Raw genomic sequence first — 15007 nt, forward strand, 5'->3', positions numbered from 1 at the left:
GGCAATGTGATGAGTGATAACAATGAGCTGGGCATTCTCGCCCGCCGAAAAATAGAAGCAGAAATTATTAAACCCATTTACGAGATCCTGGTGCGCGAGATAGGGAAAACCCGCGCCCAGGCGGTGATAGGTGAAGCTATCGAACAGGCGGCGATTGACGCCGGGGCGCATTTTGCCCGTCAGGAGCCGAACGGCGCGGATGTGAAGAGCTTTATCGCCCTGCAATATCTCTGGGAAAAAGACAACGCGCTGGACGTAAAAGTGATCGACGCCGACGACCAGCAGTACAACTACAACGTGACACGCTGTCGCTACGCTGAGATGTATCACGAGATGGGATTGGGCGAGATTGGCCACTTACTGTCGTGCGCACGCGATGAGAAGTTCATCGTCGGCTACGCGCCGGACGTCGAACTGACGCGCACCACCACCATCATGCAGGGCGGAAAATGCTGCGATTTCCGTTATCACACCAAAAAGGACAAAGCATGATTCGTATCGATGCCCCGCGTCTGTGGTCCACGCTTTCGATGATGGCGCAGATCGGCGGCACGCCCGCCGGTGGTGTAACGCGTCTGGCCCTCAGTGAAGAGGATCGGATCGCGCGCAATCTGCTGCGCGACTGGGCGCTGGAAGCAGGTTTCACCTGTGACGTCGACAGCATGGGCAATATGTTTATCCGCCGCGCCGGGAAAAACCGCGCCCTGCCGCCGGTGATGACCGGATCGCACGTTGACTCTCAGCCGCTCGGCGGTAATTACGACGGGATCTACGGCGTGCTGGCCGGGCTAGAAGTGTTGCGCACGCTCAACGACAACAGCGTTGAAACCGAGCGCGATATCGTGCTGGTAAACTGGACCAATGAAGAAGGCGCACGCTTCGCGCCTGCGATGCTGGCCTCCGGCGTCTGGTCCGGGCAGTTTAGCGAAGAGTACGCCCTCGCGCGCGCCGATAACGCAGGCGTAACGGTAGGTGAAGCGCTGGATGCCATCGGCTATCGCGGCACGCTGCCTGCTCGCGCATTTCCCGTTCACGCCTGCTATGAGCTGCATATCGAGCAAGGCCCGATTCTGGAAGATGAGGCTATCGACATCGGACTGGTTCGTGCCGCAATGGGCCAGCGTTGGTTCACCCTGACAATTGACGGTTTTGCCGCCCACGCCGGAACCACGCCGATGCACAGTCGCCGCGACGCCTTAACCGCTTTCGCCGAACTGGCGCTGATGGTGGAAGAAATTGGCTATCAGCACCAACCTGACGGACGCGCGACCATCGGCATGGCGCAAATCACACCTAACTCGCGCAATGTCGTGCCCTCGCGCGTGGTGTGCAGCGTGGAGTTTCGTCATCCACAAAGTGAGGTGCTGGAAGCAATGGAAATCGCGCTGCGTGAAGCCGCTGAAGGGCTTTCTACGCGCGGCGTTATGGCAAACGTGGAGCGGGTTTTTGATTACGCGCCGATTGTTTTTGATGATGCCTGCCTGGCGCGCAGTGAAAAAGCCGTTAAAGCGCTGGGCTACTCGTCTAAGCCGATGGTTTCCGGCGCTGGCCACGACACCTGCTATATCAGCAAAATCGCCCCGGCAAGCATGATCTTTATTCCGTGCGAAAAAGGCATCAGCCACAATGAGGCAGAAAATATTCTGCCCGAGTGGTCAGAGAAAGGGGCAAATGTGCTGCTGCACAGCGTGTTGAGTGCGGCACTCGAAAAATAAGCCGGATGCGCTGCGCTTATCCGGCCTACGGGTTGGGTGCACTTTGTAGGCCTGGTAAGCGCAGCGCCACCAGGCTTTCTGTTACCTCTGCTCCACCTTCGCCAGACTAAACCAAATTCCGGTCGCCAGTATCAGCAGCATCGCACCCGCGCTGCCGAGCGCGACGCTGTGCGAAGTGGTGAATGCTGTTTTCGCGGCCTGAATGGTTGCTTCTGCCAGCGCTGGCGAGAGATCCTGCGCAACCTTCACCGCTTCACCAATCGACGACGAGGCTTTGTCGGCAAGCGTCGCATTCAACCCCTGCGGCAATTCGATGGACGCCGAAAAACTGCGGGTGAGCAGCAGTCCGAAAATGGCGATCCCAAGCCCAGCGCCTAATTCGTAGGACATCGTTTCGATAGCCCCTGCCGCCGCCGCTTTTTCTTTCGGAGCCGCCGCCATAATCGCAGCGGTTGAGGCCAGCAATGCGCTTGCGGCGCTGAACCCAAGCAGAACCATCAGGCTCCACGCCTGCCACTGCTGGGTGCTGAAATCGAGCATCGACAGCCCGATAAAACTCACCGCGCTCAATCCCATACCGCCCGCCGCGACCAGTCGCAATCCGAGTTTCCCCACCAGCACACCGGCAATCGGCCCGCTGAATCCGCTGGCGACCATCAGCGGCAGCATAAACATGCCCGCCTCAAACGGCGTAAAGCCGTGCACAAACTGCAGCTCCTGCGCCATCAGCAGTTCGAATCCGACCAGGGCGATCATCGCGGTCATGGCCATCACTACACCGCTCAAAATAATGCGGTGGCAGAACAGGCGCATGTCGATCATCGGCTCGCGCGCTCGCAGCTGGATGCGCACGAAGATAAACAGCAGCACTGCGCCGGTTACCAGTGTTCCCGCTACGATCGCAGGCGAAAGCGTGCCTTTGAGTGCCGTTTTGGCGCTATACACCAGCAGCAAAATCGCCACGATCAGCATCAGGGCATGAGAAATATTCAGCGTTTGTTCCGGGCGTCCCTGCTGTTTCGGTACAAAGCGCGCGGCCAGGGCGACTACCACGACAACGATCGGCACGTTGATCAAAAACACCGAACCCCAGTAGAAATGCTCCAGCAGCAAACCACCGACCAGCGGGCCAAATGCCGCCCCGCCTGAGCCCACAGCCGCCCAAACGCCTAATGCGATATTGCGGTGTCGCGCCTCGACAAACAGCGTGCGAATGCCCGCCAGCGTCGCCGGGATGATCATCGCCGCGCCAATCGCCAGCGACGCGCGTGCGGCAATCAGCCAGGCAGCGGACGGCGCAAACGCCGCGGCCAGGGACGACAGGCCAAATAAAAAGCTGCCGAGCATCAGAAGCTTTTTAAAGCCAATGCGATCCCCGAGCGCGCCCATCGGCAGCACCATACCCGCCATCACCAGCGAGTAAATATCAATAATCCACAGCAATTCGTTACCACTGGCACCGAGCGTCATACTCAGCGTCGGTGCGGCGACATGCAGTACCGTTGCGTCAATCGCGACTGGGATATAGACCAGCACGATAATCACTAACGCTAACCACCTTTGAAACATAAATTTCCCTTTCACCTTAATCTGGACACGTGTCCAGAATGCGATCCTACGGAAAGTTGAACGCGTGTCCAGCTTTTTGTTACACTCGTTGCATTGTCATTAAGAGTGAACAGAAATGAGCTATTTGAGCAAGGACGAACGGCGGGAAGATATCCTGCAGGCTGCAATGCGCGTCGCATTAAGCGAAGGTTTTAACACCATGACGGTCCGGCGCATTGCCAGCGAAGCTGGAGTCGCCACCGGGCAGGTGCATCACCATTTTGCCAGCGCCGGTGAGCTTAAATCACTGGCGTTCGTACGTCTGATTCGTGATTTACTCGATGCAGAAGTGGTGGGCGAAAATGCAGACTGGCGACAGCGCCTGCATGCGATCCTCGGCAGCGATGACGGCGCGTTTGAGCCTTACATTCGTCTGTGGCGTGAAGCGCAAATTTTGGCAAGTCGTGACCCTGATATTAAAAGTGCCTATATCCTGACGATGGAAATGTGGCATCTGGAAACCGTCTCCATCATTAACGCAGGTGTAGCGGCTAAGGCATTTACCCTCTCCGATCGCGCAGAAAATATTGCCTGGAGATTGATTGGTTTAGTCTGCGGACTTGATGGTATCTACGTGTTAAATATGCCAGAAATGGATGATGCTGCGTTTAATAAACATCTTGATAAATTAATCTCACTGGAATTGTTTTAATACTCCTTACTGAGTATTTAAAACCGATTTTTTTACAATTAGTAACACATAAAGCGGATCATATTCCCCCTCTCAAACTCAGGGATTCGCTTTCTTATCTATCCTTTCAGAAGCATCTGAAAAATTCCAAAAATCTTAATCGCATAACGTCAGCCATCTGACTGTTTTCACTTCTCTTTTCTGTATTTTACGGGTAAGTACGAGGGCGATATGTCACCAAAAAGTGAGAAGAATAATCATTATCTTTTAAATAACTGGAAACCTGAAAACGCGGCATTTTGGGAGAATAAAGGCAAACACATCGCGCGACGGAATCTTTGTATATCTGTTGCATGTCTGCTACTGGCCTTTTGCGTGTGGATGTTATTTAGCGCTATTGCGGTCAATCTTAATAAAGTCGGGTTTAATTTCACAACAGATCAGCTTTTCATGTTAACCGCTTTACCTTCCCTCTCTGGTGCAATATTACGCGTCCCCTATTCCTTTATGGTGCCGATATTTGGTGGCCGTTACTGGACAATATTCAGCACCGTGATATTGATTGTTCCCTGCGTGTGGCTGGGGATTGCGGTGCAAAACAGTGCCACGCCGTACTGGGTGTTTATCACCATAGCCCTGCTGTGCGGATTTGCCGGAGCAAACTTTGCATCCAGCATGGGCAACATCAGTTTCTTCTTCCCGAAAGCCAAACAAGGCAGCGCACTCGGGATTAACGGCGGGCTGGGCAATCTGGGCGTCAGCGTGATGCAGATGGTCGCCCCGGCGGTGATTTTCCTGCCGATGTTTGCGTTTCTCGGCGTCCACGGCGTACCGCAGGAGGACGGCTCGGTGCTGTCGCTTGCCAATGCCGCGTGGATTTGGGCGCCTCTGTTGCTGATTGCGACTCTCGCCGCCTTTTTCGGCATGAACGATATTGCCAGTTCGAAAGCGTCCATTGCCAGCCAGTTGCCGGTACTGAAACAGCCACACCTGTGGCTGCTGAGCCTGCTCTATCTGGCGACATTCGGCTCGTTTATCGGCTTTTCGGCGGGCTTTGCCATGCTCGCCAAAACGCAGTTTCCGGATGTGAACATTCTCCACCTCGCCTTCTTCGGTCCGTTAATTGGCGCGCTGGCGCGCTCGGCGGGTGGCGTGGTGTCGGACAAACTCGGCGGCGTGCGCGTGACGCTGGTCAACTTTATCCTGATGGCTGTCTTCAGCGCCCTGCTGTTTCTGACACTTCCTGGCTCTGGTTCCGGGAACTTTACCGCCTTTTATCTGGTATTTATGGGCCTGTTCCTGACGGCCGGTTTAGGCAGCGGCTCGACCTTCCAGATGATTGCCGTCATCTTCCGCCAGATAACCATCTACAAGGTGAAACTGCACGGCGGCACCGAAGAACAAGCCCAGCAGGAAGCCGTTTCCGATACCGCTGCGGCGCTTGGATTTATCTCCGCCATCGGTGCCGTAGGCGGCTTCTTCATTCCAAAAGCGTTCGGCACCTCGCTGGCGTTGACCGGTTCGCCCGTCGGCGCAATGAAAGTATTCCTCGTGTTTTATATCGTCTGCGTGTTTGTCACCTGGCTGGTCTATGGCCGCCGTCAAAAACACGTCAAATCATAACTATTCAGATCGACACATTTGTGAGCAGTGTAACCACGGGGTGGGCGTCGCCCCGTCAGGAGAAACGTCATGAGTAAATTGTTGGATCGCTTCCGTTATTTCAAACAAAAAGGCGAAACCTTCGCCGACGGGCACGGTCAGGTGATGCACACCAACCGCGACTGGGAAGACAGCTATCGCCAGCGCTGGCAGTACGACAAAATTGTGCGATCCACCCACGGCGTGAACTGTACCGGCTCGTGTAGCTGGAAGATTTACGTCAAAAACGGCCTCGTGACCTGGGAAACGCAGCAGACCGACTATCCCCGCACCCGCCCCGACTTGCCCAACCATGAACCGCGTGGCTGCCCACGCGGGGCGAGCTACTCCTGGTATCTGTACAGCGCCAACCGCCTAAAATATCCCCTGGTGCGACGCAAATTAATCGAACTGTGGCGCGAAGCGCTGGGCCAGCACAGCGATCCGGTACTGGCGTGGAACGCCATCATGAGCGATCCGCAAAAAACCAACAGCTACAAAAAAGCGCGTGGTCACGGCGGATTTATTCGCTCGAACTGGAAAGAGCTGAATCAGCTGATTGCCGCCGCCAACGTCTGGACGATAAAAAATTATGGCCCGGACCGCGTCGCCGGATTCTCGCCAATCCCCGCGATGTCGATGGTCTCTTACGCCGCCGGGACGCGTTATCTGTCGCTGCTCGGCGGAACCTGTCTGAGTTTTTATGACTGGTACTGCGACCTGCCGCCCGCCTCGCCGATGACCTGGGGCGAGCAGACCGACGTGCCGGAATCCGCCGACTGGTACAACTCCAGCTACATCATCGCCTGGGGCTCGAACGTGCCACAAACGCGGACCCCGGACGCGCATTTCTTCACTGAAGTGCGCTACAAAGGCACCAAAACCATCGCCATCACCCCGGACTTTTCGGAAGTCGCCAAACTGAGCGATCAGTGGCTGGCGCCGAAGCAAGGCACCGACAGCGCGCTGGCGATGGCGATGGGCCACGTAATCCTCAAAGAATTTCACCTCGATAAACCCAGTGAATACTTCCTCAACTATTGCCGCCGCTACACCGACATGCCGATGCTGGTGATGCTCGATGCGCGTGAAGACGGCAGCCTGGTACCTGGCCGGATGCTGCGCGCCTCGGATCTGGCCGACGGGCTGGGCGAGGAAAATAATCCTGAATGGAAAACCGTGGCGTTTGATATCGCCGGTGGCCTGGTCGCGCCAAACGGTTCGATTGGTTTCCGTTGGGGCGAAAAAGGCAAATGGAACCTTGAACCGCTGGCGGCAGGCCAGGAAACTGAGCTGACGCTCTCCCTGCTCATCACCCACGATCAGGTGGCGAATGTCGCATTCCCCTATTTCGGCGGCAACGAAAACCCGCATTTTCGCAGCGTGAAGCAAGACCCGGTGCTTATCCGCAAAGTGCCGTCCAAAACCCTCACCCTGGCCGATGGCCGTCAGCAGCAGGTCGCCAGCGTGTACGATCTGATTCTGGCGAACTACGGTTTAGATCGCGGGCTGAATGATGAAAATGCCGTTCAGGATTATGCCGAAATCAAAGCCTACTCTCCGGCCTGGGGCGAGCAGATCACCGGTGTGCCGCGGCGTCACATCGAACAAATCGCCCGTGAGTTTGCGGATACCGCCAATAAAACTCACGGCCGTTCGATGATCATTCTGGGTGCGGGTGTGAACCACTGGTATCACATGGACATGAACTACCGTGGAATGATCAACATGCTGGTGTTCTGCGGCTGCGTCGGTAAAAGTGGCGGCGGCTGGTCGCACTATGTCGGCCAGGAAAAGCTGCGCCCACAAACCGGCTGGCTACCGCTGGCGTTTGCCCTCGACTGGAACCGCCCGCCGCGCCAGATGAACAGCACCTCGTTCTTCTACAACCACGCCAGCCAGTGGCGCTACGAGAAACTCACCGCGCAGGAGCTGCTCTCCCCGCTGGCGGATTCGTCGAAATTCACCGGCCATCTGATCGACTTTAATGTGCGTGCCGAACGCATGGGCTGGCTGCCGTCCGCCCCACAATTGTCGCTCAACCCGCTGCACATCAAAGCCCGCGCCGATGCCGCAGGGATGTCGCCGCAGGAATATACCGTACAGGCGCTGAAATCAGGCGATCTGCGTTTTGCCTGCGAACAGCCGGATAACGGCAAAAACCACCCGCGTAATCTCTTCGTCTGGCGCTCGAACCTGCTCGGTTCGTCCGGGAAAGGCCACGAGTACATGCTCAAATATCTGCTCGGGACGGAAAACGGTATTCAGGGCGACGATCTCGGTTCAACCGACGACGTCAAACCGGAAGAGGTGGAATGGCAAACCGCCGCCATCGAAGGCAAGCTCGACCTGCTGGTAACGCTTGATTTCCGCATGTCCAGCACCTGTCTGTTCTCGGATATCGTTCTGCCAACCGCCACCTGGTACGAGAAAGACGATATGAATACCTCGGATATGCATCCGTTTATTCACCCGCTCTCGGCCGCCGTCGACCCCGCCTGGGAATCGCGCAGCGACTGGGATATCTACAAAGGCATCGCCAAAGTGTTTTCTGAAGTGTGCGTTGGCCATCTGGGTACGGAAACAGACGTGGTGCTGCAACCGTTGCAGCACGACTCCCCGGCGGAACTGTCGCAGCCGTTTGATATTCAGGACTGGCGCAAAGGGGAATGCGATTTGATCCCCGGCAAAACCGCGCCGAATATCGCCGTCATCGAGCGCAATTATCCAGAAACGTACGAGCGTTTTACCTCGCTCGGCCCGCTGATGGACAAGCTCGGCAACGGCGGGAAAGGTATTTCCTGGAACACTCAGGAAGAGATCGATTTCCTCGGCAAGCTGAATTACGTCAAGCTCGACGGGCCGTGTAAAGGACGCCCGCTGATTGATACGGCGATCGACGCCTCAGAGGTGATCCTGTCGCTTGCCCCGGAAACCAACGGCCATGTGGCGGTCAAAGCCTGGAAAGCCCTCGGCGAGTTTACCGGGCGCGACCATACCCATCTGGCGATCAACAAAGAAGACGAGAAGATTCGTTTCCGCGATATCCAGGCCCAGCCGCGCAAGATCATCTCCAGCCCAACCTGGTCCGGCATTGAGAGCGAGCATGTTTCCTATAACGCCGGCTACACCAACGTTCACGAGCTGATCCCGTGGCGCACCCTGTCGGGCCGTCAGCAGTTGTATCAGGATCACCAGTGGATGCGTGCCTTCGGTGAAAGTCTGGTGGCCTATCGTCCGCCGATCGACACCCGCAGCGTGACGCACATGCGCGAAATTCCGCCGAACGGCTTCCCGGAAAAAGCGCTGAACTTCCTCACGCCGCACCAGAAATGGGGCATTCACTCCACTTACAGCGAAAACCTGCTGATGCAGACCCTGTCGCGCGGCGGCCCGATTGTGTGGGTAAGCGAAGCGGACGCCAAAGAGCTGGAAATTGAGGATAACGACTGGATCGAAGCGTTCAACGCTAACGGCGCCCTCACCGCACGCGCGGTTGTCAGCCAGCGCGTGCCGCCGGGCATGACCATGATGTATCACGCTCAGGAGCGCATTCTGAACATACCGGGATCGGAAGTGACCGGACGGCGCGGCGGCATTCACAACTCCGTCACCCGCGTTTGTCCAAAACCGACGCACATGATTGGCGGCTACGCGCAGTTGGCCTACAGCTTTAACTATTACGGCACCGTCGGCTCGAACCGCGACGAGTTCATCATGATCCGCAAGATGAAAAACATTAACTGGCTGGATGGCGAAGGTCGGGATCAGGTACAGGAGGCGAAAAAATGAAAATACGCTCACAGGTCGGCATGGTACTGAATCTCGATAAATGCATTGGATGTCACACCTGCTCGGTGACGTGCAAAAACGTCTGGACCGGGCGCGAAGGCATGGAATATGCGTGGTTTAACAACGTCGAAACCAAGCCGGGCATCGGCTACCCGAAAAACTGGGAAGATCAGGAAGAAGGACAAGGCGGCTGGGTGCGCAGTATCACCGGGAAACTTACGCCACGCCTCGGTGGACGTGTGGGCGTGCTGTCCAAAATCTTCGCCAACCCGTCGCTGCCGGGCATTGATGACTATTACGAACCCTTCACCTTTGACTATCAGGATCTGCACCGTGCGCCAGAGGGCGATCACCTGCCGACAGCACGCCCGCGATCGCTTATCAGCGGCAAACGGATGGATAAAATTGTCGGCGGTCCCAACTGGGACGAACTGCTCGGCGGCGAATTCGAAAAACGCGCCCGCGACCGTAACTTCGACAAGATGCAAAAGGAGATGTACGGCCAGTTCGAAAACACCTTCATGATGTATCTCCCGCGACTGTGCGAACACTGCCTGAACCCAAGCTGCGTCGCCACCTGCCCAAGCGGGGCTATCTACAAACGTGAAGAAGACGGCATCGTGCTGATCGACCAGGACAAATGCCGCGGCTGGCGCATGTGCATCAGCGGCTGTCCGTACAAAAAAATCTACTTCAACTGGAAGAGCGGCAAGTCGGAAAAATGCATCTTCTGCTATCCGCGCATTGAATCCGGCCAGCCCACCGTGTGCTCAGAAACCTGCGTCGGACGCATTCGCTATCTTGGCGTGCTGCTCTACGACGCAGATCGCATTGAAGAAGCAGCAAGTACCGAGCATGAAACGGATCTGTACGAGCGTCAGTGCGACGTGTTCCTGAATCCGAACGATCCGGCGGTAATTGAGGAAGCGCTGAAACAGGGAATTGCGCAGAACGTGATCGACGCGGCCCAGCGTTCTCCGGTCTACAAAATGGCGATGGACTGGAAGTTAGCCCTGCCGCTGCACCCGGAATACCGCACCCTGCCGATGGTCTGGTATGTTCCGCCATTGTCGCCGATTCAGTCTTACGCCGACGCCGGTGGTCTGCCGCAGACCGACAGCATTCTGCCTGCTGTCGAAAGCCTGCGCATTCCGGTGCAGTATCTGGCGAATATGCTCAGCGCGGGCGATACCGGCCCGGTGTTGCGTGCCCTGAAACGCATGATGGCGATGCGCCACTACAAACGCTCGCAAACCGTGGAAGGCGTGACCGATACCCGCGCTATCGACGAAGTCGGCCTGACCGTGGAACAGGTGGAAGAGATGTACCGCTACCTGGCGATCGCCAACTACGAAGACCGCTTCGTGATCCCAACCAGCCACCGTGAAATGGCTGCCGATGCCTTCCCGGAGAAAAACGGCTGCGGCTTTACCTTCGGCGACGGTTGCCACGGTTCGGACACCAAATTCAATCTGTTTAACAGCCAGCGCATTGACGCCATCAATATTTCCGAGGTGCGTGAACACGGGGAGGGAGAGTAATGCGAATTTTGAAAATTATCGCCCTGCTCATTGAATATCCCGACGAGGCGCTGTGGGAAAGCCGCGATGAAGCCCTTTCCCTGATTGCCCAGGATGCTCCGCAGTTGCTGCCCTTTGCGCAGCAGTATCTTGACGCGGCGCTGCTGGATCAACAGGCGCAATGGTGTGAAGTATTTGAGCGCGGGCGAGCGACGTCGCTGCTGCTGTTCGAGCATGTTCACGCTGAGTCCCGCGATCGCGGCCAGGCGATGGTGGATTTAATGGGCCAGTACGAGAAAGCCGGTTTAGCCCTCGACTGCCGCGAGCTGCCGGACTATCTGCCGCTGTATCTGGAATATTTGAGCCTCGTAACGGACGCCGAGGCACGCGAAGGCTTACAAAACGTCGCGCCGATTCTGGCGCTGATCGGCGGACGACTCAAACAGCGCAGTGTCCCGCAGTATCAGCTGTTCGACGCCCTGCTGGCGCTTGCGGCCAGTAAGCTAACAAGTGACAGCGTCACCAAGCAGGTCGCGACTGAACAGCGGGATGACACTCGTCAGGCACTGGATGCCGTCTGGGAAGAGGAACAGGTGAAGTTTATCGAGGACAACGCCACGGCCTGCGACAGCTCGCCGATGCAGCAATATCAACGACGCTTTAGTCAGGACGTCGCGCCGCAGTACGTGGACGTCAGCGCCGGAGGCCCGAAATGATGCACTATCTGAACGTCTTCTTTTACGATATCTACCCGTATCTGTGCGGGACGGTGTTCCTGCTGGGAAGCTGGTTGCGCTACGATTACGGGCAGTACACCTGGCGGGCGTCGTCCAGCCAGATGCTGGATAAACGCGGCATGGTGCTGTGGTCGAATTTGTTTCACATCGGCATTCTGGGGATCTTTTTCGGCCACGCCTTCGGGATGCTGACACCGCACTGGGTCTATTCATGGTTCCTGCCAATGTCGCAAAAACAGCTGATGGCGATGATCCTCGGCGGGGTGTGCGGCGTGCTGACGCTGGTCGGTGGCGCGGGGCTGCTGGTGCGACGTCTAACCAATCCGCGCATCCGCGCGACCTCTTCGACGGCGGATATTCTGATCCTCTGCGTGCTGCTCATCCAGTGTATTCTCGGTCTGGCGACGATTCCGTTCTCCGCGCAACATCCGGATGGGAGTGAAATGTTGAAACTGGTCGACTGGGCGCAGGCGGTGGTGACGTTCCACGGCGGGGCGTCGGCACATCTCGATGGCGTGGCCTACATTTTCCGCGTACATCTGGTGCTCGGCATGACCATCTTCCTGCTGTTCCCGTTCACCCGTCTGGTGCATGTGTGGAGTGCGCCGGTGGAGTATTTGACGCGCAGATATCAGGTGGTGAGATCGCGGCGTTGATTGCGCCGGATGGCGCTGCGCTTATCCGGCCTACGGTTTAGGTTTTATCGGGTTTGGTTTGTTGGGTTTTGTAGGCCCGGTAAGCGCAGCGCCACCGGGCGTTACAGGCTATTTTCCCGCTTCCGGATGGGTATCAAACCCAGCCATCACCGCCGTTAATTCTGTCAGCGAAAACCCGTGTTTCGGATCATCCACACCCAGCCCAAAACGCGCCTGCATCACGGCATACAACGCATTGGCATCCGGCAGATTGACCGTTTCCACGGCGCGAGCGCCTTGCCAGTGTGTGAAGTGGTAGTTAGTTAACGTCAGTTTTCCGCCGTCCGGCAGGTGTCGACACATCAACAGATGGTGGCGGAAATGCGACTGCGGCCAGTGGGCGGACCAGAAATTGCCCATCACGTAATCGGTGAAATACTGTGTCGCCAGGTCAAAATGGTACATCGACTGCCAGTGCTCGTGATGGCGGAACTGCAGCACCCAGTCGTTATTTTCGTTCATCAGGCGATAAACACCGTGCGGCGTGGCCTGCTCTTCACCGGCAACCAGGCGAATCGGCGCAGTTAGCGTCTGGCCGCCAAATCCGACATCCGCAATCCAGCGCTCGCCGTTGAGTTCCACCAACAGCAAACGATGCGTGCGCGGCGGCATTTGCGGCGGATTCGCCAGAATCACACGGCCCAGCACGCTACGCACCTCAAAGCCCACTTCACGCAGCACGCGTTCGAATAATCCATTTTGCTCAAAGCAGTAGCCGCCGCGACGGGCGGAGACCAGTTTGTCAGCAACGCACTGATCGTCGAGCTGGATTTCGCGCGTCATGACCACGTCAATATTCTCAAACGGGATCGCGCAGTTGTGGCTTAAATGCAGCGCTCGCAGGGTGTCGATGTCAACGGAGACCGGCTGTTGCCAGCCGATACGTGAAAAATAAGCACTCAAAAATGTGGACATGTTTCGCTTCCTTGGAGAGATATTCCCTGTTTATAAACTATTTTTACGATCCCACTGGCGCAAAAGTGCTTTTTAGCGACGCGCGCCACGCTGCATGATGTGCAACGCGGTAAGCATCAGCGTCAGCCCGGTGATTAACGTCAGCGTCGCCATCGCCATACCTTGCCCGACCGAACCCTGTTCAAACTGCCGCCAGATAAAGACCGACACCGTTTGTGTTCCGGCGGGCGCGAGTAATAGTGATGTCACCAGTTCCCGCGAGGCAATGGCAAACACCATCAGCATCGCCGCCAGCAGCGCCGGGAAGACTAACGGCAGCACGATAAAGCGCAGCGCCTGAAATGCCGATGCGCCGTGTACCCGCGCGGCAGGTTCGAGATTGCCGCCCAGCTGACGTAATGCGCTACCGACATAACGCACCGGCCACGGCAGGAGCAAACAGCAGTACGACAACAGCAGGATTGCCCAGCTGTTATAAGGGGAAATTACCCAGAACGGCTGGTTCCACAGCAGGATCAATCCGACGCCGACCACTACGCCGGGCAGCGCAGCGGGCATCAGAGAAAGTGCGTCGATAAATCCGCGCCCTTTTATCTTTTGCACCACCACCAGCCACGAAGCCAGCAGGCCGAGCATTCCGGTGATACAGGCCGCACCCAGCGCCAGTGAAAGACTGGTGCCCAGTGCAGCAAGCGCATCACCCTGCTGGCTAAACAGCGCCGCGTAGTGTGACAACGTCACGTTAGACAGCGTAACACCGCCGGATAAGGTGCCTAACATCCCGGACATCACCATCGACGCGCCGGGTAAAACCACCGCGACAATCCCGACCGACGCCATCACGGCCACCACGGGCAGCGTCCAGACGCCCGCCTCCGCACCCATGTTTTCAGTGGGTTTGCCGGTGATACTGGTGACATCATGATTGCCGGTCAGCTTTTTCTGCACGCCCCAGGCGCACAGCGCAATGGCAACTAACACCACAGAGAGCATCGACGCGCCCGACAGATCGATCGGCCAGTCGGCGAGTTTCTTCTCGATATTGGTCGTCAGCATCACCACGCCTGCGCGGGTTCCCAGCGCCGCCGGAACGCCAAACTCTTCGATCGCCAGCGTAAAGGCCAGCAGCATTCCGGCAGCCAGAGACGGTGAAAGCATCGGCAACGTAATGTGCCAGAATGCCCTGCCCGCGCTGGCCCCGTGAACGCGCGCTACCAGCGCCAGACGCTGCCCGCTGGCAAGTAAACTGCGCGAAACCGCGAAATAAACCACTGGGAAAATATTCAGCGCCATCACCAGTACAATGCCCGTTTTGCTGAACAAAAGGGAGTTTAACGAAATGCCGGTTAGCTGCTGCAAATAGCCGTTAGTCTGAAGCACCAGCATCCACGACAGCGCGGCAATGTACGGCGGCGTTAGAAACGGGATCAGAAACAGCAGATCCCACAGACGTGGCAGCGGCAAATTAAACAGCCCGCGTGCCACGCCGAGCGGAAAGCCAATCAGCGCGCTGACTAACGCCACGCCGAGCGCGATTTGCAGCGTCCCACTCAGCATTCCAGGCAACTGCGGCTCATCAATGAGCGCAGTCACGCCGCCAAAAGCACCCGCAAGCGAGCCTGCGCTAAACTGCGGAAACACCGCTTGCAACACGATAAACGCCAGCGGAAACGCCACCAGAATCACCAGCAGCGCCAGCGTCATGACGGATAAAAGTCGTTGATTCACGAGGAAATCCTGAAGACGGGGTCGC

Annotated in this window: 11 protein-coding genes; 8 read left to right on the forward strand and 3 right to left on the reverse strand. The window is 57.0% G+C overall.

Annotated elements, in window-relative coordinates; genetic code table 11:
- Positions 1-9: 9 nt before the first annotated feature.
- Positions 10-492 (forward strand): L-2-amino-thiazoline-4-carboxylic acid hydrolase, encoded by a 483-nt coding sequence (locus JBO43_RS01645; RefSeq protein ID WP_095282074.1) that lies wholly within the window; start codon positions 10-12, stop codon positions 490-492.
- Positions 489-1715, forward strand: a complete 1227-nt coding sequence (locus tag JBO43_RS01650) for a Zn-dependent hydrolase (RefSeq protein ID WP_202673573.1) — start codon at positions 489-491, stop codon at positions 1713-1715. Before JBO43_RS01645 ends, JBO43_RS01650 begins: the two co-directional genes overlap by 4 nt.
- Before the next feature lie 81 nt (positions 1716-1796).
- Here JBO43_RS01650 and JBO43_RS01655 read toward each other — a convergent pair whose 3' ends face one another.
- Positions 1797-3284: an MFS transporter gene (locus JBO43_RS01655; protein ID WP_202673574.1), complete on the reverse strand. Its 1488-nt coding sequence runs from the start codon at positions 3282-3284 to the stop codon at positions 1797-1799.
- Between the two features lie 115 nt (positions 3285-3399).
- Here JBO43_RS01655 and JBO43_RS01660 point away from each other — a divergent pair, with 115 nt between their 5' ends.
- From JBO43_RS01660 to narI, 6 genes are all read left to right on the forward strand, one after another.
- Positions 3400-3975, forward strand: coding sequence for a TetR family transcriptional regulator (locus tag JBO43_RS01660; protein ID WP_202673575.1), 576 nt, complete (start codon positions 3400-3402; stop codon positions 3973-3975).
- Between the two features lie 210 nt (positions 3976-4185).
- Positions 4186-5577 (forward strand): NarK family nitrate/nitrite MFS transporter, encoded by a 1392-nt coding sequence (locus JBO43_RS01665; RefSeq protein WP_095282078.1) that lies wholly within the window; start codon positions 4186-4188, stop codon positions 5575-5577.
- 69 nt (positions 5578-5646) lie between these two features.
- Positions 5647-9387: a nitrate reductase subunit alpha gene (locus JBO43_RS01670; RefSeq protein ID WP_202673576.1), complete on the forward strand. Its 3741-nt coding sequence runs from the start codon at positions 5647-5649 to the stop codon at positions 9385-9387.
- The gene (narH, locus tag JBO43_RS01675) at positions 9384-10928 is read left to right on the forward strand and encodes a nitrate reductase subunit beta (protein WP_202673577.1); all 1545 of its coding nucleotides are present in this window, start codon (positions 9384-9386) and stop codon (positions 10926-10928) included. The genes JBO43_RS01670 and narH overlap by 4 nt, the downstream gene beginning before the upstream one ends.
- Positions 10928-11623, forward strand: a complete 696-nt coding sequence (gene narW / locus JBO43_RS01680; protein WP_202673578.1) for a nitrate reductase molybdenum cofactor assembly chaperone — start codon at positions 10928-10930, stop codon at positions 11621-11623. The genes narH and narW overlap by 1 nt, the downstream gene beginning before the upstream one ends.
- Complete coding sequence (gene narI, locus JBO43_RS01685; RefSeq protein ID WP_095282082.1) at positions 11620-12300, forward strand: respiratory nitrate reductase subunit gamma; 681 nt, start codon at positions 11620-11622, stop codon at positions 12298-12300. The genes narW and narI overlap by 4 nt, the downstream gene beginning before the upstream one ends.
- 108 nt (positions 12301-12408) lie before the next feature.
- Here narI and nhoA read toward each other — a convergent pair whose 3' ends face one another.
- Together nhoA and JBO43_RS01695 are read right to left on the reverse strand one after the other, a co-directional pair.
- A complete protein-coding gene (gene nhoA, locus JBO43_RS01690; RefSeq protein ID WP_202673579.1) occupies positions 12409-13254 on the reverse strand; it encodes an N-hydroxyarylamine O-acetyltransferase in 846 nt (281 codons plus the stop codon).
- Positions 13255-13326: 72 nt separating this feature from the next.
- Complete coding sequence (locus JBO43_RS01695; protein ID WP_202673580.1) at positions 13327-14982, reverse strand: ABC transporter permease; 1656 nt, start codon at positions 14980-14982, stop codon at positions 13327-13329.
- Between the last annotated feature and the right edge of the window lie 25 nt (positions 14983-15007).

This window comes from Lelliottia jeotgali, from assembly GCF_016771845.1.
GTDB lineage: Bacteria > Pseudomonadota > Gammaproteobacteria > Enterobacterales > Enterobacteriaceae > Enterobacter > Enterobacter jeotgali.

Excerpts from the sequence above, each read along its gene's own strand:
- JBO43_RS01655 (WP_202673574.1), bottom strand. The coding sequence starts at position 3,284 with ATGTTTCAAAGGTGGTTAGCGTTAGTGATTATCGTGCTGGTCTATATC.
- JBO43_RS01670 (WP_202673576.1), top strand. The coding sequence starts at position 5,647 with ATGAGTAAATTGTTGGATCGCTTCCGTTATTTCAAACAAAAAGGCGAA.
- JBO43_RS01645 (WP_095282074.1), top strand. The coding sequence starts at position 10 with ATGAGTGATAACAATGAGCTGGGCATTCTCGCCCGCCGAAAAATAGAA.
- JBO43_RS01660 (WP_202673575.1), top strand. The coding sequence starts at position 3,400 with ATGAGCTATTTGAGCAAGGACGAACGGCGGGAAGATATCCTGCAGGCT.
- JBO43_RS01665 (WP_095282078.1), top strand. The coding sequence starts at position 4,186 with ATGTCACCAAAAAGTGAGAAGAATAATCATTATCTTTTAAATAACTGG.
- narI (WP_095282082.1), top strand. The coding sequence starts at position 11,620 with ATGATGCACTATCTGAACGTCTTCTTTTACGATATCTACCCGTATCTG.
- nhoA (WP_202673579.1), bottom strand. The coding sequence starts at position 13,254 with ATGTCCACATTTTTGAGTGCTTATTTTTCACGTATCGGCTGGCAACAG.
- narW (WP_202673578.1), top strand. The coding sequence starts at position 10,928 with ATGCGAATTTTGAAAATTATCGCCCTGCTCATTGAATATCCCGACGAG.
- JBO43_RS01650 (WP_202673573.1), top strand. The coding sequence starts at position 489 with ATGATTCGTATCGATGCCCCGCGTCTGTGGTCCACGCTTTCGATGATG.
- narH (WP_202673577.1), top strand. The coding sequence starts at position 9,384 with ATGAAAATACGCTCACAGGTCGGCATGGTACTGAATCTCGATAAATGC.